This window comes from uncultured Methylibium sp. (genome assembly GCF_902826655.1).
Taxonomy (GTDB): Bacteria; Pseudomonadota; Gammaproteobacteria; order Burkholderiales; family Burkholderiaceae_C; genus Methylibium.
The window spans coordinates 1-24,766 of sequence record NZ_CADEFR010000037.1 but is presented as its reverse complement, the minus strand read 5'-3'; the positions used below and the strand labels follow the sequence as shown (position 1 = coordinate 24,766).

Below are 24,766 nucleotides of genomic sequence, written 5' to 3'. Positions count from 1 at the left end.
GCCGATATACTCTCGCTTTACCACCACGGCACTTTCGATCAAGGGAGTGCCGCACGACATGACCAAGTTCGTCTTCGTCACCGGCGGTGTGGTGTCCTCCCTCGGCAAGGGCATCGCGTCGGCATCGCTCGCGGCCATTCTCGAGTCGCGCGGCCTCAAGGTCACCCTGATCAAGCTGGACCCGTACCTGAACGTCGATCCGGGCACGATGTCGCCGTTCCAGCACGGCGAGGTCTTCGTCACCGACGACGGCGCCGAGACCGACCTCGACCTCGGCCACTACGAGCGCTTCATCACGACGCGCATGCGCAAGACCAACAACTTCACCACCGGCCAGATCTACAAGTCGGTGCTGGAGAAGGAACGTCGCGGCGACTACCTCGGCAAGACGGTGCAGGTCATCCCGCACGTCACCAACGAGATCCAGGAGTACGTGAAGCGCGGCGCCTCGGCCGACGTCGACGTCGCCATCGTCGAGATCGGCGGCACGGTCGGCGACATCGAGTCCCTGCCTTTCCTGGAGGCGGTGCGCCAGATGAGCCTGAAGCTCGGTCCCAACCAGACCGCCTTCGTCCACCTGACCTACGTGCCCTGGATCGCCGCGGCCGGCGAGCTGAAGACCAAGCCGACCCAGCACACGGTGCAGAAGCTGCGCGAGATCGGCATCCAGCCGGACGCGCTGCTGTGCCGCGCCGACCGCCGCGTGCCCGACGAGGAGCGCGAGAAGATCTCGCTCTTCACCAACGTGCCCGAGTGGGGCGTGATCTCGATGTGGGACGTGGACACGATCTACAAGGTGCCGCGCATGCTGCACGAGCAGGGTCTGGACGGCCTGGTCTGCGACAAGCTGCGCCTGGCCACGCCGCCCGCCAACCTGAAGCGCTGGGACGAGCTGGTGCAGGAGGTCGAGCACCCGCAGGCCACGGTGCGGCTGGCGATGGTCGGCAAGTACACCGACCTGTCGGACTCGTACAAGTCGCTGAACGAGGCGCTGCGCCACGCCGGCATCCACAACCACGCGCGGGTCGGCATCGAGTACGTCGACTCCGAGACCATCACGCCCGACAACGTCGGCCAGCTCGGCGCCTTCGACGCGATCCTGGTGCCGGGCGGATTCGGCAAGCGCGGCATCGAGGGCAAGGTCTGCGCGGCGCGCTTCGCGCGCGAGAAGAAGATTCCCTACCTCGGCATCTGCCTGGGCATGCAGGTCGCGACCATCGAGTACGCGCGGCACAAGGCCGGCCTCGAAGGCGCCAACAGCACCGAGTTCGAGCCCGCGACGCCGCACCCGGTGATCGCCCTCATCGACGAGTGGCAGGACGCCGACGGCAGCATCCAGAAGCGCAATGCGCAGTCGGACCTGGGCGGCACGATGCGCCTGGGCGCGCAGAGCTCCGACGTCAAGCCGGGCACGCTGGCGCACCAGATCTACGGCGCCGTGGTCACCGAGCGCCACCGCCACCGCTACGAGGCCAACGAGCACTATCTCGACCGCCTGCAGCAGGCCGGCCTGGTCATCAGCGCGATCACGCAGCGCGAGAAGCTGACCGAGATCGTCGAGCTGCCGCAAGGCGTGCACCCCTGGTACGTCGGCGTGCAGTTCCACCCCGAGTTCAAGTCCACGCCCTGGGCCGGGCACCCGCTGTTCATCAGCTACGTGAAGGCGGCGCTGGCCCACCAGGCGGCGCGCAGCGATCAACCTTCGATCAAGGCGGTGGCGTGATGAAGTTGTGTGGTTTCGACGTCGGCCTCGACCGACCCTTCTTCCTGATCTCCGGCCCCTGCGTGGTCGAGAGCGAGCAGCTGCAGATGGACGTGGCCGGCCGGCTGAAGGAGATCACGTCCGCGCTCGGCATCCCCTTCATCTTCAAGTCCAGCTACGACAAGGCCAACCGCTCCAGCGGCACGTCCTTCCGCGGCCCCGGCATGGACAAGGGCCTGGAGATCCTGGCCAAGGTGCGCAAGGAACTGAGCGTGCCGGTGCTGACCGACGTCCACTCCGAGGCCGAGATCGCCACCGTCGCGAAGTACGTCGACGTGCTGCAGACGCCGGCCTTCCTGTGCCGCCAGACCGACTTCATCCGCGCGGTGGCGCAGTCGGGCAAGCCGGTCAACATCAAGAAGGGCCAGTTCCTCGCACCCGGCGACATGAAGAACGTGATCCAGAAGGCGCGCGACGCCGCGAAGGAAAAAGGCCTGAGCGAAGACCTCTTCATGGCCTGCGAGCGCGGCGTGAGCTTCGGCTACAACAACCTCGTGTCCGACATGCGCAGCCTGGCGATCATGCGCGAGACCGGCGCGCCGGTGGTCTTCGACGCCACGCACAGCGTGCAGCTGCCGGGCGGCCAGGGCACCAGCAGCGGCGGCCAGCGCGAGTTCGTGCCGGTGCTGTCGCGCGCGGCCATCGCGGTCGGCGTGGCGGGCGTCTTCATGGAGACGCACCCGGACCCGGCCAACGCCTTGAGCGACGGCCCGAACGCCGTGCCGCTGAAGCACATGAAGGCGCTGCTCGAGCAACTGGTCAGCATCGACCGCGTCGTCAAGGCGCAGCCGCTGCTGGAAAACGACTTTTCCTGCTGAGAACCCCCATGCCTGTCGCCTACCTGATCGTCGAGATGCACATCACCGACATGGAGCAGTACAAGCAGTACATGGCCGAGGCGCCGACCGCGGTGAAGGCCTTCGGCGGCGAGTACCTGATCCGCGGCGGCCGGCACGAGTCGCTCGAAGGCGACTGGCAGCCGCACCGCGTCGCGATGCTGCGCTTCCCCAGCTTCGAGCAAGCCCAGGCCTTCTACGGCAGCGAGCAGTACGCCGTGATCCGCGCCAAGCGCCAGGGCGCGGTCGAGTACTTCAACAGCGTGCTGGTCGAGGGCGTCGCCGCCCCCGTCTGAGTTTCCGTTCCCGTTCCCCGTTTTCGATCCTCGAAGGAAAACAATGAGTGCCATCGTCGACATCGTCGGCCGCGAGATCCTCGACAGCCGCGGCAACCCCACCGTCGAGTGCGACGTGCTGCTGGAGTCCGGCGTCATGGGCCGCGCGGCCGTGCCGAGCGGCGCCTCCACCGGCTCGCGCGAGGCCATCGAGCTGCGCGACGGCGACAAGGCGCGCTACCTGGGCAAGGGCGTCCTGAAGGCGGTCGAGCACATCAACACCGAGATCTCCGAAGCCGTGCTGGGCCTCGACGCGTCCGAGCAGGCCTTCCTGGACAAGACCCTGATCGACCTGGACGGCAGCGACAACAAGGCCCGCCTGGGCGCCAATGCGACGCTGGCCGTCAGCATGGCCGTCGCGCGCGCCGCGGCCGAGGAAGCCAGCCTGCCGCTGTACCGCTACTTCGGCGGCATGGGCGGCATGCAGATGCCGGTGCCGATGATGAACGTCGTCAACGGCGGTGCGCACGCCAACAACAACCTCGACCTGCAGGAGCTGATGATCATCCCGATCGGCGCGCCGAGCTTCCGCGAGGCCGTGCGCTGGGGCGCCGAGACCTTCCACGCCCTCAAGAAGATCCTGCACGACAAGGGCATGAGCACCGCGGTCGGCGACGAGGGCGGCTTCGCTCCCAGCGTGCCCAATCACGAGGCCGCGATCCAGATGATCCTCGAGGCGATCGACAAGGCCGGCTACACGCCGGGCGAGCAGATCGCGCTGGGCCTGGACTGCGCCGCCAGCGAGTTCTACAAGCCCGGCAAGAACGGCTCGCACGCCTACCAGCTGGACGGCGAAGGCCTGTCGCTGTCGGCCCAGGCCTGGACCGACGTGCTGGCCGGATGGGTCGACAAGTACCCGATCATCAGCATCGAGGACGGCATGGCCGAGGGCGACTGGGACGGCTGGGCCCACATCACCCAGGTGCTGGGCAAGCAGGTGCAGCTGGTCGGCGACGATCTCTTCGTCACCAACACCAGGATCCTGAAGGAAGGCATCGACAAGGGCATCGCCAACTCGATCCTGATCAAGATCAACCAGATCGGCACGCTGACCGAGACCTTCGCCGCCATCGAGATGGCCAAGCGCGCGGACTACACCGCCGTGATCAGCCACCGCTCGGGCGAGACCGAAGACTCCACCATCGCCGACATCGCGGTGGGCACCAACGCCGGCCAGATCAAGACCGGCTCGATGAGCCGCAGCGACCGCATCGCCAAGTACAACCAGCTGCTGCGCATCGAGGAAGACCTGGGCGACGTCGCCGTCTACCCGGGCCGCGGCGCGTTCTACAACCTGCGCTGACGCGCGCTCGGAGCGGGCCGTGCCGCGCTTCCTCAGCCTTGCGCTGGTCGGCCTGCTGGCGCTGGTCCATGCGGAGCTGTGGTTCGGCAAGAGCGGCATGGGCCGCGTGGTCGGGCTGCAGGCGCAGGTGGACGAGCAGCGCCGCAAGAACGACGACGCGCGCGCCCGCAACGACCGCCTGATGGCCGAGGTCCGCGACCTCAAGGAAGGCCTCGAGATGGTCGAGGAGAAGGCGCGCTTCGAGCTCGGCATGGTCAAGGCCGACGAGATCTACGTGCGCATCGCGCCGCCGCGGCGCTGACGCCCCCTGCCGCACCTCGATGCCGCGGCCGCGGCATGCCGACCTTGCCATGCTCGCCCCGCTGATCGCCTTCCTGGAGTCCCCCGCCTTCGCCGTCGGCACGGCCGTCGCGAGCTGGGCCGAGCTGCTGGGCGCGGTGCTGGGCGTGTGGATGGTGCTGTGCAACCTGCGCGTCAACCCGCTGGCGTGGCCCCTGGCCATCCTGAGCTCGGCGCTCTACGGCCTGGTGTTCTGGAACGCGCTGCTCTACGGCGACGCCGCGCTGCAACTGCTGTTCATCGCGGTCGCCTTCTGGGGCTGGTGGCAATGGCTGCGCGGCACGCAGGACGACGGCCGCGCGCTCGCCGTGCGCTACCTGTCGACGCGCCAGCGTGCGCTGGCGATCGGCGCGATGGCGCTGCTGTGGCCAGCCACCGGCCTGCTGCTGCGCCACGGCACCGACACCGACGTGCCCTGGTGGGACGCTTTCCCGACGGCCGGCAGCGTCGTCGCGACGGTGCTGCTGGCGCGCAAGCACGTCGAAAACTGGATCGGCTGGATCGTCGTCAACGCGGTGGCGATCGGCCTCTTCGCCTACAAGGCGCTGTGGCTGACCGTGGCGCTGTACGCGCTGTTCCTGTTGCTGGCGCTGGCCGGCTGGCGCGCCTGGCACCGGCGGGCGGCGGAGGCGCGCGCGTGATCGTCGCCCTCCTCGGTGCCGAGAGCACCGGCAAGACGACGCTGGCGCAGCAACTGGCGCAACGCCTGCAGGCGCGCGGCCTGCGCAGCGCCGTCGTCGCCGAAGTCCTGCGTGAGTTCTGCGAGCGCGCCGGCCGCACGCCGCGGCCCGACGAGCAGGCCGGCATCGCCGACGAGCAGTGGCGCCGCATCGAGGTCGCGCGTCGCGAGGCCGACGTCGTCGTCGCCGACACCACGCCGCTGATGATCGCCGTCTACAGCGACTACGTCTTCGGCGACACCGCGCTGTACGACGCCGCGCTGGCCCGCCAGCGGCAGTGCACGCACACCCTGCTGACCGGCCTGGACCTGCCCTGGCAACCCGACGGCCTGCAGCGCGACGGCCCGCAGGTGCGCGGCCCGGTCGACGCGCTGATCCGCGGCGCGCTGCAGCGCGCTGCGCTGCCCTTCGCGGTGATCTACGGCGAAGGCGAGGCGCGGACCGAGGCCGCGCTGGCGGCGCTGCATCCGCTGATCACCGCGCCAGCGGCGGACGACGGCGTCGCGGAGCGCGCGCCGCGCCTGCGCAGTCGCTGCCGCGAATGCCTGGTCCCCGACTGCGAGCACCTGTCTCGCCTGCTGCCGACCGCCGGCTCCACCGCTGCCCCATGAGCGATCCCACCGATCCCGTCGACCCCGCGGACGCGCCGCCACGCCGCGCGATCCGCAGCTTCGTGCTGCGCGCGGGCCGCATGGGCCCGGGGCAGTCGCGTGCGCTCGCCGAGCTGGGGCCGCGCTTCCTGGTCCCCTGCACGCCGCAGCGGCCCGACTGGGACGCCGTCTTCGGCCGCCGTGCCCCGCGCGTGCTGGAGATCGGCTTCGGCATGGGCGACGCCACCGCGCACATCGCCGCGCTGCGGCCGGACACCGACTTCATCGCGTGCGAGGTGCACGCACCGGGCGTCGGCGCGCTGCTCAAGCGCATCGGCGAGCAGCGCCTGACGAACCTGCGCATCGTCCAGCACGACGCGGTCGAGGTGCTGGCGCAGATGATCGAGCCCGGCTCGCTGGCCGGCATCCACGTCTTCTTCCCCGACCCCTGGCACAAGAAGAAGCACCACAAGCGCCGCCTGATCCAGCCGGCCTTCGTCGCGCAGCTGGCCGCGCACCTGGCCCCGGGCGGCACGCTGCACTGCGCCACCGACTGGCAGGCCTATGCCGAGCAGATGCTCGCGGTGCTGGGCGCCGAGCCACTGCTGGCCAACACGGCCGACGGCTACGCGCCCAAGCCCGACTACCGGCCCCTCACCAAGTTCGAGAACCGCGGGTTGCGGCTGGGGCACGGGGTCTGGGACCTGGTGTTCAGGCGCCGCTGAGGCCGAGACTTCAGGATCGCGGCGCGATGGCCTCGTACGACGCCAGCCGCGCCGCGTGGTCGTGGATCGCGCCGGCCACGATCAGCTCGTCCGCACCGGTCTGCGCCACCAGTGACGCCAGCTGGCGGCGCACGGTGTCGGGCGAGCCCACCGCCGACGCGACGAGCATGCGCTGCACCTGCGCCTTCTCGTGCGGGGTCCACAGCGTGTCCAGCTCGCCGGGATCGATCGGCACCGGCAACGGGCCGCGCTGACCGCGCTGCATGCCCAGGAAGCGCTGCTGGATCGACGTGAAGAGGTAGGCCGCTTCGGCATCACTGGCGGCACACACCACGTTGACGCCGACCATCGCATGCGGCGCCGGCCACGCCGCCGACGGACGGTAGCGGGCGCGGTAGACTTCCAGCGCCGACAGCAGCAGGTCGGGTGCGAAGTGCGAGGCAAAGGCGAAAGGCAGGCCCAGGTGCGCAGCCAGCTGCGCGCTGTACAGGCTGGACCCCAGCAACCAGATCGGCACCTCGGTGCCGCTGCCGGGGATGGCGCGCACCGCCTGCCCTGGCAGGGACGGACCCAGGTAGCGCTGCAGTTCCATCACATCCTGCGGAAAGCCCTCTTCCTCATCGGTCACGTCGAGATGGCGGCGCAGCGCGCGCATGGTCGCGCGGTCCGTGCCGGGCGCACGACCCAGGCCCAGGTCGATGCGACCGGGGAAGAGCGTGGCGAGGGTCCCGAACTGCTCGGCGATGACCAGCGGCGCGTGGTTGGGCAGCATCACGCCGCCCGAGCCGACGCGGATCGTCGACGTGGCCGCGGCGATCTGCCCCACCAGCACGGCCGTGGCCGAACTGGCCACGCCGTCCATGTTGTGGTGCTCGGCGACCCAGTAGCGCCGGTAGCCGCAGCGCTCGGCATGGCGCGCCAGATCGAGACTGTGGCGCAGCGCCTGCGCGGCATTGCCGCCCTGCACGATGGGCGCGAGGTCGAGGACGGAGAACGGGACGAGACGATCGACTTCGGGCATCGAGACGATGCTGCCAGAACGGCGGAGCCGTCATGGCCGGAGGGCCTCCGAGTCGTCGTCGAACGGGCTGGATGCGTCAATCGCCGGCGGACGCCAGCCTGGCACGCAGGGCCGCCGCGAACTCGCGCAGGACCTCGGGCGGGGGATCCTTGCGGGGCCAGCTCAGGGCCACGCCGTCCTGCGCGTGCCGCGGCAGAACGTGCAGGTGGAAATGGAACACGGTCTGGTCGCCTTCGCGTCCGTTGGCCTGCAGCAGCGTCAGGCCGGGCGCATCGAACGCGGCGCGTGCCGCCTTCGCCACCTGCAGGGCCGACTGCGCAACCGCAGCGGCTTCCTCGGGCGTGATGTCGAACAGCGTCGCGGCATGGCGCCTGGTGGCGACGAGCACATGGCCCGGGTTCACCTGGCCGAGGTCCATGAAGGCGATCGTCAGCGCGTCCTCGTGCACCTTCTCGGCCGGAATCTCGCCGGCGACGATGCGGCAGAAGATGCATTGACCGGGCGGTGAGCGGTCGACGAACCCGGGCATGCACGAACTCCTTCAGGCGGGTGACGGTGGCCGGAGCATCATAGCCAGACGCCCCTCGGACTCCCGGCTCCGCGCGGTCGTCCGGCATGGGCGGATACGCTTCGAGCCCGGCCTATGCACGCCTCGGATCCCAGCCCAGGAGACTCACCATGCTCAGCAAGAACACCATCTGCCTCTGGTACGACGGCAGCGCGCTGGACGCGGCCACGTTCTACGCCCGGACCTTCCCGGACAGTGCGGTGGGCGCGGTGCATCGCGCGCCCGGCGACTTCCCGTCCGGCAAGGAAGGCGACGTGCTGACGGTGGAGTTCACCGTGATGGGCATCCCCTGTCTCGGCCTGAACGGCGGCCCGGCGTTCAGGCACACCGAGGCCTTCTCGTTCCAGGTGGCGACCGACGATCAGGCCGAGACCGATCGCCTGTGGGCCGCCATCGTCGGCAACGGCGGCCAGGAAAGCGCCTGCGGCTGGTGCCGCGACCGGTGGGGCCTGTCGTGGCAGATCACGCCGCGAGTCCTGATGGACGCGATCGCCGACCCGGATCGCGCGGCGGCCAGGCGCTCCTTCGAAGCGATGATGGAGATGGGCAAGATCGACATCGCCAGGATCGAGGCGGCACGTCGCGGCTGAATCGCCGCAACGCGGCGCGGCTCAGGCTGCGCGACCCTCGTCCCACACCCCCGTGCCTTCCAGCGCCGGCGACGGTTCGGTCAGCCGCCAGCGCAGCGGCCACGCTGCCGGGCGATGCAGGACCGTGTCGACCTGAAGTCGCAGCAGCCGCTCGGCGCCGGCAAAGTCGCGCAGGCTGGCGCCGTCCCAGACGATCTCGGCGCGGCCCTCGACGTGCAGCAGCGTGCCGCCGGCGAAGTCGGCGAACACGAGGCCGGCGCGCGGCTCGGCATGCAGGTTGCCCAGGGTGTTGAAGAAGCCGTTGCCGTTGAAGTCGGGCCAGGTCAGCACGCGCCCGTCATCGCTGATCTGCACGAAGCCGGGGCGGCCGCCGCGGTGCGAGACGTCGCTGCCGTGGTGGGCCGCGTCGCCGCCGGCATGCGTGGCGATGAAGAAGGTGTCGGCCGCACTCACCAGCGCCTCAGCCTCGTCGCCCAGGCGTGACTGCGTCTGCGCCGGGGCCACGGTCTCCGGCACCGCATCGACCGCGACCCGCGCGCGCCGCTGGATGTAGCGCGGACAGTTGCCGAAGCTCTGCGTCACGTCGACATCGAAGCCCTGCGCGTCGATGCCGGCGACCTGCCCGTTGGCGCGGTTGCGCCGCCGCGTCGGCAGCTCGATGCCCAGCAGGCCGATCGAGGCGCCGGGTTGCAGCAGTCCGGCGAGCGGGTCGTCGGCGGGCGGCAAGGCGTCGATGCGCAGCCGTGTCGCGCTGGGCGACCGCACGAAGCCCGGCCGCGGGCCGGCCAGCAGCGTGGCGCGCGGCTGGCCCTCGGCCGTCACCGCACCCAGCGCGATGAAGGGCAGCAGTTCGAAGAACTGGCGGTGCTGGTCCGGCATCTCGGCGCGCATCACGCGCCGCCCGATGTCGGCCATGTGCGCCTGCGAGCCGGCGCGCGCCTGCACGGCGCGCTCGCCGTCGTGGAAGGGATCGGCTTCGTGCGGCCAGCGGGGCAGGTCCATGGCCGTGCCTCAGGCCGCGAGGCCGATGCGGCTGGCCTGCATGGGCGCAAAGCCCGGCAGGGACTCGACGCGCTCCAGCCAGTCGCGCAGCTTCGGGTAGTCGTCGAGCGCCACGTTGCCTTCGGGCGCGTGCTTCGTGTAGGTGTACAGCGCGATGTCGGCGATGGTCGGCGCGTCGCCGACGAGCCAGGCCGCGCCTTGCACGTCCAGGATCCCCTCGACCTGCCGGTACAGCGCATGCGCGCGATCGATGGCCGGTTGCGCATCTTCGGTCAGCTTGAACAGCTGCACGATGCGCGCCCGCGCCGCGCCGAAGGCCAGCGGCCCGGCCGCGACCGACAGCCAGCGCTGCACCGCCGCCGCCCCCTGCGGATCGCGCGGCAGCCACGAGGGCGCCGCGTAGCGCAGCGCCAGGTAGACCAGGATGGCGTTGGAGTCGGCGACCACCACGCCGTCATCGTCGATCACCGGCACCTGGCCGAAGGCGTTGAGCGCCAGGAACTCGGGCCGCCGCTGCTCGCCGCGCGCCAGGTCGACCGGCACCACCTCGAAGGGCAGGTCGAGCAGGCGCAGGAATAGCTCGACGCGGTGGCAGTGGCCCGACAGCGCAAAGCCGTGCAGCCGGATCGGGCGGGAGGGGCGAGCTGCGGTCATGGCGGTCTCCATCGATGAAGTGCAGTGAGATGCGTGGGGTGTGGAGGCATTCTTCGACGAACGCCCGCCGACATAAAGACGTCCAAGAGGATTTGACTGCTCCGCTTCGCGCAGCAATCATCGGGCCATGGACAAGCTCAAGGCGCTGCAGAACTTCATCGCGATCGCCGACCACGGCAGCCTGACGGCGGCCGCCGCAGCGCAGGACCTGTCGCTGCCGGCCGTCGTGCGGTCGCTGGCCGCGCTGGAGGCCTCGCTGGGCGTGCGGCTCCTGCAGCGCACGACGCGCCGCCAGTCGCTGACCGAGGACGGGCGCCAGTACCTCGAGCGGGCGCGCCGCATCGTCGCCGACGTCGACGAGGCCGACCGGCTGCTGGGCGAGCAGCGCGCCGATGCGAGCGGCTCGCTGAACGTCACCGCGCCGGTGCTGTTCGGCCAGTACCACGTGGCGCCGGCCGTCACGCGCTACCTGCAGCAGCACCCGCGCATGCGCATCGACCTCGTGCTGCTGGACCGCGTCGTCAACCTCGTCGAGGAAGGCCTGGACGTCGGCGTGCGCATCGGGCCGCTGCACGACTCGAGCCTGATCGCGCAGCCGGTCGGCGCGATCCGCCGCGTCGTGCTGGCCAGCCCGGCGCTGCTGCGGCGGCGCGGCACGCCCCGCCACCCGCGCGAGCTGGCCGACGCGCCCTGCCTGCGCTTCAACGGCAGCGACGGCTCGCACTGGAGCTTTCGCGACCAGGGGCGCCGGCTCAGCGTGGCGGTGTCGGGGCCGCTCGACAGCAACCTGAACGCGCCGCTGCTCGACGCCTGCGCGGCCGGCCTGGGCTTCGCGCATTGCCTGCTCTACCAGGCGGCGGCGCTGGTGAAGGCGCGGCGCCTGCGCATCGTGCTGGCCGACTACGAGGCCGAGCCCTGGCCGGTGAGCCTGGTGTATCCGAGCGCGCGCTGGATGCCGTTGCGCACGCGCAGCTTCATCGACTGGATGAAGCGCGACCTCGGCGCACTGCGCTGATCAGGCCTTCCACTCGACCCAGCCGCCCCAGGCGCTCAGCAGCACCAGCCCGCCGAAGGCGATGCGGTACCAGGCGAAGACCGTGAAGTCGTGGGTGGACACGTAGCGGATCAGCCAGCGGATGCACAGCAGCGCGCTGGCGAAGGCGAACACCAGGCCGACGGCGAACACCGGCGCGTCGGACCAGGCCAGCAGCTCGCGCTGCTTCCACACCGAATACGCCCCCGCGCCCATCAGCGTCGGGATGCCGAGGTAGAAGCTGAACTCGGTGGCCGCCTTGCGCGAGAAGCCGAACAGCATCGCGCCGATGATGGTGGCGCCCGAGCGGCTGGTGCCGGGGATCAGCGCGAGGCACTGCACCAGGCCGACCTTCAGCGCGTCGAGCGCACTCATGTCGTCGACCGTCTCGACGCGCGCGGTGCGCTGGCCTTCCAGGTCGCGCTCGCCGAACAGGCGGCGGTGCCGGCGCTCGACCCACAGGATGATCAGCCCGCCGACGACGAAGGCCAGCGCCACCGGCACCGGATGGAAGAGATGCGCCTTGATGATGCTGCCCAGCGCCAGGCCAAACACCACCGCCGGCAGGAAGGCGATCGCCACGTTGCGCGCGAAGCGTTGCGCGACGGGCTCGCTGGCGATGCCGCGCACGGTGGACATCAGGCGCACGCGGTATTCCCACACCACGGCGAGCATCGCGCCGGTCTGGATCGCGATCTCGAAGACCTTGACGACGTCGCCGGTGAAGTCGAGCAGCGACGCGGTGAGGATCAGGTGGCCGGTGCTGGAGATCGGCAGGAACTCGGTGAGTCCCTCGACGATGCCCATGACGGCGGCCTTCAGCAGCAGTGCGATGTCCAAGGAGCAACCTTCGTCGGGTCGGCAAAGCGGGGCATGTTAGCGGCACCACGTTCGTGGCTTGCGGAGCCGGCGGGTTCGCGCGAGCATCGCCTGGCGCGGCGTCCGCGCCAGCCCGAGGAGAGCCCGATGACCCGCAGCGCGAACCGCGTCCTCTTGCTGGTGGCCGCAAGCCTGGCCGGTCTGCTGGCGACGCCGGTGTCCGGCGCCCCGCCCGCGGCCAAGCCCGGCACGGTGGAACTGGCGACGCTGGTGCTGGCGCTGATGCCGCCGGCCGACAGCCGGGCCCCCGTGGGCTGGCAGGTCGGCAGCGACCAGCCGATCCGCTGGAAGACGCCGGGTCCGCAGCCGCTGCCCCGCTCGCCGGTGGCGCGGCCCGACACGCACCAGCGCTACGGCACGGTCATGGCCGTCGTCGACGGTCAGCCGACCCACTGGCTCTACGCCGACCGGTCGGGCCAGGGCAAGAAGACGGCGGGCGGCTGGGTCGTCCGGCTGGCCGGCACGCAGGCCGCGCCCATCGAGGCCAACCTGGGCATGGACGCGACCACCGACAACCAGGCGAACCCGATCGGCGCGCTCGAACGCGCCGGCTTCAAGCTCAAGGCCCTGTGCCAGCCGCAGGGTGCCGGATCGGCGGTCACGCTGTACCGCATGGACGCGCCGGGCCGCCACACGGTGATGCTGGTGCACGGCTACTCGTCGGGATCGGCAGGGTCGTCCCAGGACCTGACGCTGATCTACACCAAGGAGCATGCACGCCGGCAGTCGTGCATGTGAGCGCGGCGCAGCGCGCCCGTCAGCTGCGCCTGGCGGGCGCAGCGGGGGGCGGGACCGGGGGCGCCACGGCGGGCGCCGGCGGGCGCGGCCCGCCGCGCGTCAGCACCATCAGGATGTCGGCGTACCAGGCGCAGTTCAGGCCCAGGGCCTCGTCGAGGCCGAGGTCGCGGCCGTCGACGTCGAGCCTCGCCGAGTGCACGCCCAGCAGCAGCCAGGGCAGTTGCTGCAGTTCGCCCCCGGCAGGATCAGGCAGCGGCGCCGGCAGCCGCGCGACCACCGGCGCGCCGCTGGTGCCGCGGTGCGTGCGCGCATCGGTGAGGAAATAGCCCTCGCCCTTGAAGCGCATGCCGTAGGACGAGGCGATGACCGCCTGGCGCACCACGGGCAGGTGGTGCAGCGTGTCGTGGAAGCCGAGCGGAAAGCCCACGATCAGCAGCGAGGTCCCGACCTCGACCGCGGCCGCCTGCACCGCCTCCAGGTGCTGCGGCGTGAAGGCGCGGATGATCGCCGTGGCCGGCAGCGCAGCGCGCTCCAGCTCGACCACCGCGACGTCGATCTCGCCGGACCCGTCGAGCCCGTCGATCCACACGCCCTGGCCGTCGCGGTAGAGCGGGATCGAGAAGCCGATCGAGTCGGTCATGTTGCCGGCGTCGGTGTGCAGCTCGATCTCCAGCCGGTCCGGATGGTGGCCGCTGGGTTCGTCGAAGCAGACGTGCCGGCTGGTGACGAGGTAGAGCCGCTCGTCGCGCTGGAAGAAGAAGCCGCTGGCCTGGGTCAGCAGGCGCTGCTGCAGGAAGGTCGAGACGCGGGTCGCGGCCAGCAGCAGCGGCTCGATCGCGGGCTGCGCGGCGGCAGCTATCGCAGCGCCACCTGGCGGCACACGTTGCCGCCGACCACCGTGAGGCGCAGGCTGCCGCCGTGCCATTCCAGCCAGTCGAGCGCCACGTAGTCGGCGATGAAGCCGTCGCCGATCAGGTCGGCGCGGTGGGCCTTGAGGTGTTCGACGGCGCGTTGCAGACCTTCGCGCAGCGCCTCGCGCCGCAGCATCGGCATGGCCAGCGACACGGCTGGGGCCTTGGACCGCTTCGAACGGCTCGCGCGCGGCGAGGAGGCGGGGCGGTGCGTCGGCGAGGGATCGTTGGCGATGGCGGACTCCGTGGCTGCCCCGACCATAACAGGCCGCGATGTCCCGCCGCCGGCAGGGGCTGCCGTCAGCGCGCCGTCGTCAGCACCAGCGCCGCGGCGGTCGCGGACGGCGGCGTGCGCGGCACGCCGTCGGCCAGCGTCGTCGTCGCGGGCCGGCGCAGGCGCGGCGGCTGCTGCAGCAGCGCGACATGCGGGCTCTTCAGCGCGATGGCCTGCGTCGTCACCGACTGCTGCCGGCTGTGCGGCAGCTTCTGGCGCGGGTTGGCGCCGTAGGCCAGCAGGAACTCGATGCTGTCGCGCTGGCGCTCGGGATCGTCCAGGAAGCTCGGCACCAGCACGCGCGCCAGCGGCAGCCAGGGCAGCTGGTCGCCCTGCAGCGGTGGCACGCTGTTGGCCAGCGTCGGCACGCGGGTCAGCCACCAGTCCAGCGCCACCCAGTGGCTGCTGCGCAGCGCTTCCTCGAAGCCGGGACGCTGCTTGCCTTCGTAGGGCGCCAGCGCGGCCTGCGCCGTGTGGCCGCCGGACTCCAGGCGGCGCGCGAACGGCGAGTCCAGGTAATCGGGATGCAGCGCGCCCAGCACGCCGAAGCCGACCGCGTCGGGATGCAGCGCGCCGGCGGCCTGCCAGCGTTCCAGCACCTGGTCCAGGCCGGCGCGGCGCGCGCTGGGGCAGCTGAAGGCGCGCACGACGTCGTGGCGGATCGCGCGGGCGTCGGCCTCGGCCATCCACGTCATCGCGCGCAGCACCTCGGGCGACGCGGCCGAGAAGTCCGGGCAGCCCGGCTGCTGCGCCAGCCTGGCCAGCGGCGACTGCAGACAGTTCTCGGGCTGCGCGCCCTTGTCCAGCAGTTCGGGCAGCACCGGCCACAGCTGCGGATCCTGCGCCGCGATCGCGAGCGGGCAACCCTGCAGCTGCGCGCTGGCGACATCCGCGCGCTTCAGGCTGCCGGGGACGTGCGGACCGCAGCGCGGGCTGAGCGCACGGCTGACGCTGTCCAGCCGCATGCAGGAGACCGGATCGCCGTCGGTCAGCTTGTCGTGCACATGCTTGACGATGGCCCACGACATGCTGGTGTCGGTGGCCACGCCGACCGCACCGAGCACCAGCGAGGTGGTGGTGCAGCCGCCCGCCAGCAGGGTGGCGGCCAGGCCGGCCAGCAGGGTCAGGCGACGTTGCAGGGACTTCATGGGCGGGGGCGGTGTGGGCGGGTGGATCGAGGTCGCGGCGGACGCGCCTCGACACAAGTACGCAGGCACCCGCAACTAGCGCGCCAGCCCGCGCGGGCCTGCCGCCAGGTGCCAAACAGTTCACGATCCGGCGGTGGCGCCCGGCCGGTGGCCCGGCCCGGCGGGGCGTCGGCGCGAGCCCGGGTGACCAGGCTGCGACGGCGCGTCCCGGGCCGCCCCGCGGCCGCTGCCGCAAATGGGCGCTCCGGCACCTGCAATCGTGACTTGCGGTATCGGACGGCCGGTCCGGGCGGGCACTGCACAATCGGCCCACCCCGCCCCCTTCACGGAGCCCCATCGCGATGTCGCAGATCCCCACGCTCGAAGCCGGCAACACGTCGAAGGTGCACCTGATCGGCGGCGAGAAAGGCGGCGTCGGCAAGTCGCTGGTCGCGCGCCTGCTGGCGCAGTACTTCATCGACCACCAGCTGCCCTTCGTCGGCTACGACACCGACCGCTCGCACGGCTCGCTGATGCGCTTCTACTCCGGCTACGCATCGCCGGTGCTGGTCGACCGCTACGAGGCGCTCGACGCGATCGTCGAGTCGGCGATCGAGCAGCCGGGCCGCCGCGTGCTGGTCGACCTGGCGGCGCAGACCCACGACCCGCTGGTCAAGTGGATGGACGAGTCCGGCGTGCTCGACCTGGCCGACCTGTCGGGCGTGGCGATCCACTACTGGCACGTGATGGACGCCGGCAAGGACTCGGTCGACCTGCTCAAGCGCCTGCTCGACCGCTTCGGCCAGCGCCTGCGCTACGTGCTGGTGCGCAACCAGCTGCGCGGCGACGACTTCAGCCAGCTCGAGAAGTCGGGCGAACTCGCGCGTGCGGTGGCGCTGGGGGCGCGCGTCGTCGACATCCGACGGCTGCACGACGCGCTGGTGCAGAAGATCGACGCGAGCAACAGCAGCTTCTGGGCGGCCAAGAACGTCGGCGGCAAGGAAGGCCCGGCGCTCGGCCTGATGGAGCGGCAGCGGCTCAAGCTGTGGCTGAACCACGCCTTCGGCGAGATCGCCGCGGCGGGGGTGTGAGCCGGGGCCGCTACAGCGGCTCCAGCGAGATCCGCACGCCGTCGGCCAGCACGGTGATCGTGCCCGGGCGATAGCCCAGCAACTCGGCGGTCTTCAGGTCCTCGGCGCGCGGGCGGTAGACCGCCTGGCCCTCCAGCAGCTGCTCGGCGAGTTCGCGGCCGACGCGGTTGACCGTCGCGGCGAATTCGCCGGGCAGGCTGTCGAAACGGAAGCTGCGAACGCGAGCCTGCGACAGGCGGACCGCGGGATCGGCCGCGTCGTAGCGCAGGCCGGCGTCGAAGGCCATGCGGCCGCGGTAGGCCGCGCCGAGCACGCGTTCGGTGAGCTGCAGGTCCACGTCGAGCGCGAGCCGGTTGGACTGCGGCAGCAGCCGCAGGCGCGGCTGGGTGGCGCGCGCGTCGGCGAGGTCCGGCACGCGCAGTTCGAAGGGAAAGCGCTGCGCGACGAGGCGCGCCAGCTCGGCCTCGCCGACGCTGAGGCTGCGCGCTTCGCCGAGTCCGGCGGCACGGGCCGGCGCGCGATGCAGCCCGGCCGCAGCCAGGCCGCCGAGCGCCAGCGCCAGCACGCGCCGCCGCGCCGGCAGCGCGACGCGATCAGTCGTCGTCCGACGCCTCGCCGTCACGGTCCTTCGGGCCCTTCGCCTTGGCGGGTTTGAGGCCGATCACCGTGCCTTCGCGCCGCAGGTCCGCGCCGCCGTACTGGCGGCCGCTGCGCAGGTCCATGACCACGCCCTGCACCGAGCCGATGGTCGCGAGGCAGCCGTTGCTGCCGGCGGCACCCAGCCCCAGGTGGCCCAGCGCCCGCAGCGCGTCCTGCGTGGCGAGGTTGAACCTGGGCTGCATGAAGGGCTCGACGCCCTCGCACGAGATCGTGCCCGCCGCGCTGGTGACCGACAGCCGCGGCGCGTTGATCGCCTGCTGGATGCTCATGCCGTGGTCGATCAGGTTCAGCGTCACGTTGAACACCGAGTTGATGATGGTCGCACCGCCCGGCGAGCCATAGGCCGCCACCGGCTCGCGGCCCTTGAAGACGATCGCCGGCGCCATCGAGCTGCGCGGCCGCTTGCCCGGCGCGACGTCGTTGGCGCCGGGGTTGCCGGTCGTGGCGTTGAAGGCCGGGTCGAAGTTGAAGTCGGTCAGCTCGTTGTTGAGCAGGAAGCCGTAGCCCGGCACCGTGATGCCGGTGCCCCAGGTCGCCTCGATGGTGGTGGTGAAGCTGACCACGTTGCCCCACTTGTCGACCACCGAGTAGTGCGTGGTGTGCGAGGGCCGGTGCTCGTCGTCGTCGTGCCTGGGCGTGAAACGCCGGTCCTTCCTGCCGTCGACCGCGGTGTCGTAGGGCAGCGGGTTGCCGGCCGCGGGCGTGGCCATGCGCGACGTGGTACTGATCATCGCCGAGCGGCTGGCCACGTAGTCGGCGTTCAGCAGCCCGACCTTGGGCACGGACACGAAGTCCTCGTCGCCCATCCACACCGCGCGGTCGGCGAAGGCCAGGCGCATCGCCTCGGTCATCACGTGCAGCGTGGTCGCGCTGCCGAAGCCGAAGCCCTGCGCGGCATCACCGATCGGGAAGCGCTCGACCATCTCGAGCATCTGTCCCACCGTGAGACCGCCGGACGACGGCGGCGCCATGTCGGCGACGGTCCAGCCGCGATAGTCAACGCGGATCGGCTCGCGGATCACCGTGCGGTAGTCGGCCAGGTCCTTCAGCGTCATGCGGCCCGCGCCCTCGGCCGCGACCGGCGTGCGCGTGCGCTGCTGCGCCGCGACGATGGCCTCGGCGATCTCGCCGCGGTAGAAGACGCGCGGCCCGTGCTTCGCGATCAGGCGGAAGGTCTTCGCCAGGTCGGGCTGCACCAGCAGCGCGCCTTCAGCCAGCGGCACGCCGCCGGGACGGAAGATCGCCGCGGTCTCCGGCTGGAAGCCGGTGCGACCACCGTCGCCGGCGATGTTGGCGGCGAGGAAGCGGTTGATCGCGAAGCCCTTCTCGGCCGCTTCGATGGCAGGCGCCAGCGCCTCGGACAGGCGGATCGTGCCCCAGTGGCGCAGCGCGTGGTCCACGGTCGCCAGCGTGCCCGGCACGCCGACCGCGAGCCCGCTGGTCGACGCGATGGTGAAGCGCTGAGCCACCGGCACGTCGGTCAGCACGAACTGCGTCGGCGTCGCCGCGGCGGGCGCCTTCTCGCGGCCGTCGATCGCGAAGGTCTTGTTGCCCCGCGCCAGGTGGATCATCATGAAACCGCCACCGCCGATGCCCGAGAACTGCGGCTCGACGACGTTGAGCATGAACTGGATCGCCGCGGCCGCGTCGATGGCATTGCCGCCGCGCGCCAGCACGTCGGCACCGGCCTTCGCCGCGAGCGGGTGCGACACCGACACCACGCCGCCCTTGTAGGCCACGCCGTCCCAGGCCGGTGGCGGCGGCACGGTCTCGGTGGTCGGCGGCAGCGTGATGCCGGGCGGCGTGCCGGGGGTCCTGAGCGGCGCCGGCCCATGCGCACCGGCCGTGGCCAGCAGCGTCGCGGTCGCGGCGCCGAGCGCCAGGCGACGCAGCATCGTCGCGGAAGGAATCGACTTCATGCGGGGCTCCTCGATCGGTGGCGGCACGGGTCGTGTCGCGGACGATGATCGGACTGCACCCGCCATGCGTCAATGCGCGGGGCCGCTCTACGTGTCGCGAGTCTGTAGGAAAGAGTAAGCCAGCGGCGATCGGACTGGCGCCGCCACAGCGTGGTGGCGATCACCCCTCGCAGCATGGGCATGGCCGTCACAGTTCTGGGCTCTTGCGAGCGCCGCTCCCCGCTCATTGAGGCGTCCATCGTTGCCAGAAGGAAGGCTCCGTGGTGTCTATCGAACCCTGGTCGACTCAGATCAACAGGGGCTCATTCCCATCGTGCTGGTGTCTGCTTGTCGGAGCTTGAGAGCGACAACGTCGATCCATTCAACCCCAGCCCGGCGGTACAGGCCAAGACAAGTCCGCGGAACGCAGACCGTGCTATCCGAGGGCTCTGGCGATCAACCCCGCCACTGCACACGCCCCCAGCAGCGGCATCACGCCGACCTTGAAGCGGAACAGCGCCACGCCGGCCGCGACGGCGATCGCGGCGGCGATGAGGTCGAAACGCCCGCTCCAGCCCTGCGGCCACAGCACGTGCCACGCGAAGAACAGCGCCAGGTTGAGGATCACGCCGACCACCGCGGCAGTGATCGCGGTCAGCGGCGCGGTGAAGCCCAGCTTGCCGTGCGTGCTCTCGACCAGCGGCCCGCCGCCCAGGATGAACAGGAAGGACGGCAGGAAGGTGAACCAGGTCGCCACCGTGGCGGCGAGGGCCGCACCGAGGAAGATCGCGTCGGGCCCCAGCACCTGGCGCGTCCAGCCGCCGACGAAGCCGACGAAGGCCACCACCATGATCAGCGGGCCGGGCGTGGTTTCGCCGAGGGCCAGTCCGTCGATCATCTGCGTGCCGCTGAGCCACTGGTGGTGGTCGACCGCACCCTGGTAGACGTAGGGCAGCACCGCGTAGGCGCCGCCGAAGGTCATCAGCGCAGCCTTGGTGAAGAACCAGCCCATCTGCGCCAGCGTGCCCTGCCACCCCTGCACCGCGACCAGCGCCGCCATCGCCCCGCCCCACAGCACCAGCCCGGCGAGCACCAGCTTCGCCAGGCGCCCGCGCGAGAAGCGCGCATGCGCCGGCGTGGGCGTGTCGTCGTCGATCAGCGCCGGTCCGTAGCCGGCCTGCGCGGCCGCGTGGCCGCCGCCGGGCGCGAAGAGCTGCGGTGCGTAGCGCGACCCGACCCAGCCGATCAGCGCCGCCGCCGCCACGATGGCCGGGAACGGCACGTCGAAGGCGAAGATGGCGACGAAGGCCAGCGCCGCGATGCCCCACATCCAGCCGTTCTTCAAGGCCCGCGTGCCGATGCGGTGCGCGGCGTGCAGCACCAGCGCCGTCACCGCGGGCTTGAGGCCGTAGAAGATGCCGGCCACCAGCGGCACGTCGCCGAAGCGCAGGTAGATCCAGCTCAGCGCGATCAGGATGAACAGCGAGGGCAGCACGAACAGCGCCCCGGCGACGATGCCGCCCCAGGTGCGGTGCATCAGCCAGCCGATGTAGGTGGCGAGCTGCTGGGCCTCGGGGCCGGGCAGCAGCATGCAGTAGTTCAGCGCGTGCAGGAAGCGCCCTTCGCTGATCCAGCGGCGGCGCTCGACCAGCTCGGTGTGCATGATCGCGATCTGCCCGGCCGGCCCGCCGAAGCTGATGAAGCCGAGCTTGAGCCAGAAGCGCAGCGCCTCGCGGAACGACACCGGCGCCGGCCGCTCCGGCGGTGCGCCGCCGCCGACCGCGGCGGTCGCGCTCAAGCGAGGGCCGCCACGATCTCGGGCGGCGCCTGCACCAGCTCAATCAGCACGCCCTCGCCCGACAGCGGGAACTCGTCGCTGGCCTTCGGGTGGATGAAGCAGATGTCGTGGCCGGCCGCGCCGCGGCGGATGCCGCCAGGTGCGAAGCGCACGCCGTTGGCCGTCATCCACTCGACGGCCTTCGGCAGGTCGTCGACCCACAGGCCGACGTGATTGAGCGGCGTGGCGTGCACCGCCGGCTTCTTGTCGGGATCGACCGGCTGCATCAGATCGACCTCGACCTCGTGCGCGCCGCGGCCGATGGCACAGATGTCCTCGTCGACGTTCTCGCGTTCGGAGACGAAGTTGCCTTTCACGGCCAGGCCCAGCACGTCGACCCACAGCGCGCGCAGGCGCTGCTTGTCGGGACCGCCGATCGCGATCTGCTGGATGCCGAGGATGCGGTAGGGCTTGCGGGCAGGGTCGCTCATCGTCGGGGCCTCACGCAAAACGCAGGATGGTCTGGTCGACCGCCAGGCTCTCGCCGGGTCGGGCCACGATCTCGGACACGGTGCCGTCGCGCGCGGCGACGAGGATGTTCTCCATCTTCATCGCCTCGACGACCGCCAGCCGCTCGCCGGCATGCACCTGCTGCCCGGCCGTGACGGCGATGCTGGCCAGCAGGCCGGGCATCGGCGACAGCAGCAGCTTGCTGGTGTCGGGCGGCGCCTTGTAGGGCATCAGCTTCTTCAGCGCGGCCGCAGGCGGCGACAGCACCAGCGCGTCGATGCGGCGGCCGTTGTGCGCCACGCGGATCCAGACGCCGTCGCGCTCGACCTGGGCCGCGAAGGGCTTGCCGTTGCACTGGCCCAGCGCGCGGATGCCGCGGAACAGCCAGCTGCCCGACAGCTCGTAGCGCCGCTCGCCGACCTGCACGCGGATCGCGCCGTCGGCCACCTCGACGGTCGCCGGGTGGTGGGTGTGGCGGCCCTCCTCGCCCTTGACCACCACCACGTAGTCGCTGCCGATGCGCACGCCGTGACCGGCCAGCTGGCCGCTGATCGCCGAGGCGCGCTCGAGGTAGCGGCGGTTGGCGGCGGCGGCCAGTGCGATCAGGAAGTCCGGATCCTCGTGCGCAACATCGGCCGCGTCGAAGCCCTTGGGGAAGTGCTCGGCGATGAAGCCGGTGTTGAAGTCCCCGGCGGTGAACTTCGGATGCGCCAGCAGCGCCGACTGGAAGGGGATGTTGCTGTGGATGCCGCGGATCACGAAGGCGTTGAGCGCCTCGCGCATCTTCGCGATCGCCTCGGCGCGGTCCTTCCCGTGCACGATGAGCTTGGCGATCATCGAGTCGTAGTGCATCGGGATCTCGCCGCCCTCGTAGACGCCGGTGTCGACCCGGACGCCACCCTCCGCGGGCCGCGGCTTCGCCGCCTCCATCGTCGTCGCCGGCGGCTGGTAGCGCACCAGCCGGCCTGTCGACGGCAGGAAGTTGCGGTACGGATCCTCGGCGTTGATGCGGCACTCGATGGCCCAGCCTTCGCGCTTGATCTGGCCTTGAGTGAACGGCAGCTTCTCGCCGGCGGCGACGCGGATCATCAGCTCCACGAGGTCGAGGCCGGTGATGCATTCGGTGACCGGGTGCTCGACCTGCAGCCGCGTGTTCATCTCCAGGAAGTAGAAGCCCTGGTCCTTGCCGACGACGAACTCCACCGTGCCGGCCGACTGGTACTTGACCGCCTTGGCCAGCGCCACCGCCTGCTCGCCCATGGCTTTGCGCGTGGCCTCGCTGATGAAGGGCGACGGCGCCTCCTCGATCACCTTCTGGTGGCGACGCTGGATCGAGCATTCGCGCTCGTGCAGGTAGACGGTGTTGCCATGCGCGTCGCCCAGCACCTGGATCTCGATGTGGCGCGGCTCCTCGACGAATTTCTCGATGAAGACGCGGTCGTCGCCGAAGCTGTTGCGGGCCTCGTTGCGGCAGGACGCGAAGCCCTCGTGCGCCTCCTTGTCGTTGAAGGCCACGCGCAGGCCCTTGCCGCCGCCGCCGGCGCTGGCCTTGATCATCACCGGGTAGCCGATGTCGCGTGCGATCCTCACCGCGGCCTCGGGCGACTCGATGGCTTCGTTCCAGCCCGGGATGGTGTTGACCCTGGCTTCGTTGGCCAGCTTCTTCGAGGCGATCTTGTCGCCCATCGCCGCGATCGAGTAGTGCTTGGGGCCGATGAAGACCAGCCCTTCCTCCTCGACGCGCCTGGCGAAGGCCTCGTTCTCCGACAGGAAGCCGTAGCCGGGGTGGATGGCCTCGGCGCCGGTTTGCCTGGCTGCCGCGATGATCTTGTCGGCGACCAGGTAGCTCTCGCGACTGGGCGCCGGCCCCAGCAGCACGGCCTCGTCGGCCAGCTCGACGTGCAGCGCGTCGCGGTCGGCTTCCGAATGCACTGCGACGGTCGCGATGCCGAGCTTCTTCGCCGTCTTGATGACGCGGCAGGCGATTTCCCCGCGATTGGCGATCAGGATCTTCTTGAACATGGTCCTGGCCTCGTTCACAAAGGAATGTTGCCGTGCTTGCGCCACGGGTTCTCGAGCTTCTTGTCCTTGAGCATCACCAGCGAGCGGCAGATGCGCTTGCGCGTCTCGTGCGGCTGGATCACGTCGTCGATGAAGCCGCGCGCGCCGGCGACGAAGGGGTTGGCGAAGCGCGCCTTGTACTCGGCCTCGCGCGCGGCGAGCTTGGCCGGGTCGCCCTTGTCCTCGCGGAAGATGATCTCGACCGCGCCCTTGGCGCCCATCACCGCGATCTCGGCGTTGGGCCAGGCGAAGTTGACGTCGCCACGCAGGTGCTTGGAGGCCATCACGTCGTAGGCGCCGCCGTAGGCCTTGCGGGTGATGACGGTGATCTTGGGCACCGTGCACTCGGCATACGCGTACAGCAGCTTGGCGCCGTGCTTGATGATGCCACCGTACTCCTGGCTGGTGCCGGGCATGAAGCCCGGCACGTCGACGAAGGTGACGACCGGGATGTTGAAGGCGTCGCAGAAGCGCACGAAGCGCGCCGCCTTGATGCTGGACTTGATGTCCAGGCAGCCGGCCAGCACCTGCGGGTTGTTGGCCACCACGCCGACGGTCTGGCCTTCCAGCCGGCCGAAGCCGATGACGATGTTCTTGGCGTAGTCGGGCTGCAGCTCGAAGAAGTCGCTGTCGTCGACGACCTTGAGGATCAGCTCCTTGATGTCGTAGGCCTGGTTCGGGTTGTCGGGCACCAGGGTGTCGAGCGAGTGGTCCAGCCGATCGGCCGGGTCGCCGCCGCGCGGATCCATCCGCACGGGCGCCTTCTCGCGGTTGGACAGCGGCAGGTAGTTGAAGAAGCGCCGCAGCATCAGCAGCGCCTCGACGTCGTCCTCGAAGGCGCGGTCGGCCACGCCGCTCTTGCCGGTGTGGGTGGCGGCGCCGCCCAGCTCCTCGGCGGTGACCTCCTCGTGGGTCACGGTCTTCACGACCTCGGGGCCGGTGACGAACATGTAGCTGCTGTCCTTCACCATGAAGATGAAGTCCGTCATCGCCGGCGAGTACACCGCGCCGCCGGCGCAGGGGCCCATGATCATGCTGATCTGCGGGATCACGCCCGAGGCCATCACGTTGCGCTGGAACACCTCGGCATAGCCGCCGAGCGAGGCCACGCCTTCCTGGATGCGCGCGCCGCCCGAGTCGTTGAGGCCGATCACCGGGGCGCCCACCTTCATGGCCTGGTCCATCACCTTGCAGATCTTCTCGGCATGCGCCTCCGACAGCGCGCCGCCGAAGACGGTGAAGTCCTGGCTGTAGACGAACACCAGGCGGCCGCTGATCATCCCGTAGCCGATGACGACGCCGTCGCCGGGCACCTTGTTGTCCTGCATGCCGAAGTCGGTGCAGCGATGCTCGACGAACATGTCCCATTCCTCGAAGGTGCCTTCGTCGAGCAGCAGCTCGA

The 24,766-nt window shown here is 70.8% G+C and carries 25 protein-coding genes and 1 pseudogene; 12 read left to right on the top strand and 14 right to left on the bottom strand.

Annotated elements, in window-relative coordinates:
- Nucleotides 1-58: 58 nt before the first annotated feature.
- The 8 genes and pseudogenes from QZV97_RS14360 to trmB form a co-directional block, all read left to right on the top strand.
- Nucleotides 59-1,723, top strand: coding sequence for a CTP synthase (locus QZV97_RS14360; protein ID WP_295643398.1), 1,665 nt, complete (start codon nucleotides 59-61; stop codon nucleotides 1,721-1,723).
- Nucleotides 1,723-2,580, top strand: coding sequence for a 3-deoxy-8-phosphooctulonate synthase (gene kdsA / locus QZV97_RS14355; protein ID WP_295643395.1), 858 nt, complete (start codon nucleotides 1,723-1,725; stop codon nucleotides 2,578-2,580). Before QZV97_RS14360 ends, kdsA begins: the two co-directional genes overlap by 1 nt.
- Nucleotides 2,581-2,588: 8 nt before the next feature.
- Complete coding sequence (locus QZV97_RS14350; protein ID WP_295643392.1) at nucleotides 2,589-2,894, top strand: DUF1330 domain-containing protein; 306 nt, start codon at nucleotides 2,589-2,591, stop codon at nucleotides 2,892-2,894.
- Between the two features lie 43 nt (nucleotides 2,895-2,937).
- On the top strand, nucleotides 2,938-4,236 hold the full coding sequence (gene eno / locus QZV97_RS14345) for a phosphopyruvate hydratase (RefSeq protein WP_295643389.1): 1,299 nt from the start codon (nucleotides 2,938-2,940) through the stop codon (nucleotides 4,234-4,236).
- 19 nt (nucleotides 4,237-4,255) lie between these two features.
- The gene (gene ftsB, locus QZV97_RS14340; protein ID WP_295643385.1) at nucleotides 4,256-4,537 is read left to right on the top strand and encodes a cell division protein FtsB; all 282 of its coding nucleotides are present in this window, start codon (nucleotides 4,256-4,258) and stop codon (nucleotides 4,535-4,537) included.
- A gap of 49 nt (nucleotides 4,538-4,586) precedes the next feature.
- A complete protein-coding gene (gene pnuC, locus QZV97_RS14335) occupies nucleotides 4,587-5,216 on the top strand; it encodes a nicotinamide riboside transporter PnuC (protein WP_295643381.1) in 630 nt (209 codons plus the stop codon).
- Complete coding sequence (locus tag QZV97_RS14330; RefSeq protein ID WP_295643378.1) at nucleotides 5,213-5,866, top strand: ATP-binding protein; 654 nt, start codon at nucleotides 5,213-5,215, stop codon at nucleotides 5,864-5,866. Before pnuC ends, QZV97_RS14330 begins: the two co-directional genes overlap by 4 nt.
- Before the next feature lie 44 nt (nucleotides 5,867-5,910).
- Nucleotides 5,911-6,570, top strand: a pseudogene (gene trmB / locus QZV97_RS14325) (tRNA (guanosine(46)-N7)-methyltransferase TrmB); the annotation flags it as partial.
- A 10-nt stretch (nucleotides 6,571-6,580) separates the two neighbouring features.
- Here the strand turns inward: trmB and QZV97_RS14320 are convergent.
- Complete coding sequence (locus tag QZV97_RS14320) at nucleotides 6,581-7,591, bottom strand: LLM class flavin-dependent oxidoreductase (RefSeq protein WP_295643376.1); 1,011 nt, start codon at nucleotides 7,589-7,591, stop codon at nucleotides 6,581-6,583.
- A gap of 76 nt (nucleotides 7,592-7,667) precedes the next feature.
- Nucleotides 7,668-8,120 (bottom strand): HIT domain-containing protein, encoded by a 453-nt coding sequence (locus QZV97_RS14315; protein WP_295643373.1) that lies wholly within the window; start codon nucleotides 8,118-8,120, stop codon nucleotides 7,668-7,670.
- A 149-nt stretch (nucleotides 8,121-8,269) separates the two neighbouring features.
- On the opposite strand from QZV97_RS14315, the gene QZV97_RS14310 reads away from it, so the two are divergent.
- On the top strand, nucleotides 8,270-8,749 hold the full coding sequence (locus QZV97_RS14310; RefSeq protein WP_295643370.1) for a VOC family protein: 480 nt from the start codon (nucleotides 8,270-8,272) through the stop codon (nucleotides 8,747-8,749).
- A gap of 21 nt (nucleotides 8,750-8,770) precedes the next feature.
- Here QZV97_RS14310 and QZV97_RS14305 read toward each other — a convergent pair whose 3' ends face one another.
- Together QZV97_RS14305 and QZV97_RS14300 are read right to left on the bottom strand one after the other, a co-directional pair.
- Nucleotides 8,771-9,751 carry a pyridoxamine 5'-phosphate oxidase family protein gene (locus tag QZV97_RS14305; RefSeq protein WP_295643367.1) on the bottom strand — a complete coding sequence of 327 codons (981 nt, stop codon included), beginning with the start codon at nucleotides 9,749-9,751 and terminating at the stop codon, nucleotides 8,771-8,773.
- Nucleotides 9,752-9,760: 9 nt separating this feature from the next.
- Complete coding sequence (locus tag QZV97_RS14300; RefSeq protein ID WP_295643364.1) at nucleotides 9,761-10,405, bottom strand: glutathione S-transferase family protein; 645 nt, start codon at nucleotides 10,403-10,405, stop codon at nucleotides 9,761-9,763.
- A gap of 127 nt (nucleotides 10,406-10,532) precedes the next feature.
- Between QZV97_RS14300 and QZV97_RS14295 the strand changes: the two genes are divergently transcribed.
- The gene (locus tag QZV97_RS14295) at nucleotides 10,533-11,420 is read left to right on the top strand and encodes a LysR family transcriptional regulator (protein ID WP_295643362.1); all 888 of its coding nucleotides are present in this window, start codon (nucleotides 10,533-10,535) and stop codon (nucleotides 11,418-11,420) included.
- Here QZV97_RS14295 and QZV97_RS14290 read toward each other — a convergent pair whose 3' ends face one another.
- Nucleotides 11,421-12,278: an undecaprenyl-diphosphate phosphatase gene (locus QZV97_RS14290; RefSeq protein WP_295643360.1), complete on the bottom strand. Its 858-nt coding sequence runs from the start codon at nucleotides 12,276-12,278 to the stop codon at nucleotides 11,421-11,423. It lies immediately after the preceding gene.
- 126 nt (nucleotides 12,279-12,404) lie between these two features.
- On the opposite strand from QZV97_RS14290, the gene QZV97_RS14285 reads away from it, so the two are divergent.
- Nucleotides 12,405-13,055: a hypothetical protein gene (locus QZV97_RS14285; RefSeq protein ID WP_295643358.1), complete on the top strand. Its 651-nt coding sequence runs from the start codon at nucleotides 12,405-12,407 to the stop codon at nucleotides 13,053-13,055.
- Between the two features lie 19 nt (nucleotides 13,056-13,074).
- Here QZV97_RS14285 and QZV97_RS14280 read toward each other — a convergent pair whose 3' ends face one another.
- From QZV97_RS14280 to QZV97_RS14270, 3 genes are all read right to left on the bottom strand, one after another.
- Nucleotides 13,075-13,935 (bottom strand): serine protease, encoded by an 861-nt coding sequence (locus QZV97_RS14280; RefSeq protein ID WP_295643355.1) that lies wholly within the window; start codon nucleotides 13,933-13,935, stop codon nucleotides 13,075-13,077.
- Nucleotides 13,911-14,120, bottom strand: coding sequence for a hypothetical protein (locus QZV97_RS14275; RefSeq protein WP_295643352.1), 210 nt, complete (start codon nucleotides 14,118-14,120; stop codon nucleotides 13,911-13,913). The genes QZV97_RS14280 and QZV97_RS14275 overlap by 25 nt, the downstream gene beginning before the upstream one ends.
- Nucleotides 14,121-14,266: 146 nt before the next feature.
- The gene (locus QZV97_RS14270) at nucleotides 14,267-15,388 is read right to left on the bottom strand and encodes a hypothetical protein (RefSeq protein WP_295643349.1); all 1,122 of its coding nucleotides are present in this window, start codon (nucleotides 15,386-15,388) and stop codon (nucleotides 14,267-14,269) included.
- A gap of 341 nt (nucleotides 15,389-15,729) precedes the next feature.
- Between QZV97_RS14270 and QZV97_RS14265 the strand changes: the two genes are divergently transcribed.
- Nucleotides 15,730-16,458 carry a mobilization protein gene (locus QZV97_RS14265; RefSeq protein WP_295643346.1) on the top strand — a complete coding sequence of 243 codons (729 nt, stop codon included), beginning with the start codon at nucleotides 15,730-15,732 and terminating at the stop codon, nucleotides 16,456-16,458.
- 10 nt (nucleotides 16,459-16,468) lie between these two features.
- Here QZV97_RS14265 and QZV97_RS14260 read toward each other — a convergent pair whose 3' ends face one another.
- The 6 genes from QZV97_RS14260 to QZV97_RS14235 all read right to left on the bottom strand — a co-directional run.
- Nucleotides 16,469-17,080: a DUF1439 domain-containing protein gene (locus QZV97_RS14260; protein WP_295643343.1), complete on the bottom strand. Its 612-nt coding sequence runs from the start codon at nucleotides 17,078-17,080 to the stop codon at nucleotides 16,469-16,471.
- Entirely contained in the window at nucleotides 17,052-19,037 is a 1,986-nt protein-coding gene (gene ggt, locus QZV97_RS14255) for a gamma-glutamyltransferase (protein ID WP_295643340.1), read from the bottom strand. Before ggt ends, QZV97_RS14260 begins: the two co-directional genes overlap by 29 nt.
- Nucleotides 19,038-19,452: 415 nt before the next feature.
- Nucleotides 19,453-20,814, bottom strand: a complete 1,362-nt coding sequence (chrA, locus tag QZV97_RS14250) for a chromate efflux transporter (RefSeq protein ID WP_295643337.1) — start codon at nucleotides 20,812-20,814, stop codon at nucleotides 19,453-19,455.
- On the bottom strand, nucleotides 20,811-21,284 hold the full coding sequence (locus QZV97_RS14245; protein ID WP_295643334.1) for a VOC family protein: 474 nt from the start codon (nucleotides 21,282-21,284) through the stop codon (nucleotides 20,811-20,813). Before QZV97_RS14245 ends, chrA begins: the two co-directional genes overlap by 4 nt.
- A gap of 10 nt (nucleotides 21,285-21,294) precedes the next feature.
- Nucleotides 21,295-23,325 (bottom strand): acetyl/propionyl/methylcrotonyl-CoA carboxylase subunit alpha, encoded by a 2,031-nt coding sequence (locus QZV97_RS14240; protein WP_295643331.1) that lies wholly within the window; start codon nucleotides 23,323-23,325, stop codon nucleotides 21,295-21,297.
- A 14-nt stretch (nucleotides 23,326-23,339) separates the two neighbouring features.
- On the bottom strand, nucleotides 23,340-24,766 hold a 1,427-nt coding region (locus QZV97_RS14235), incomplete at its 5' end, for an acyl-CoA carboxylase subunit beta (protein WP_295643328.1).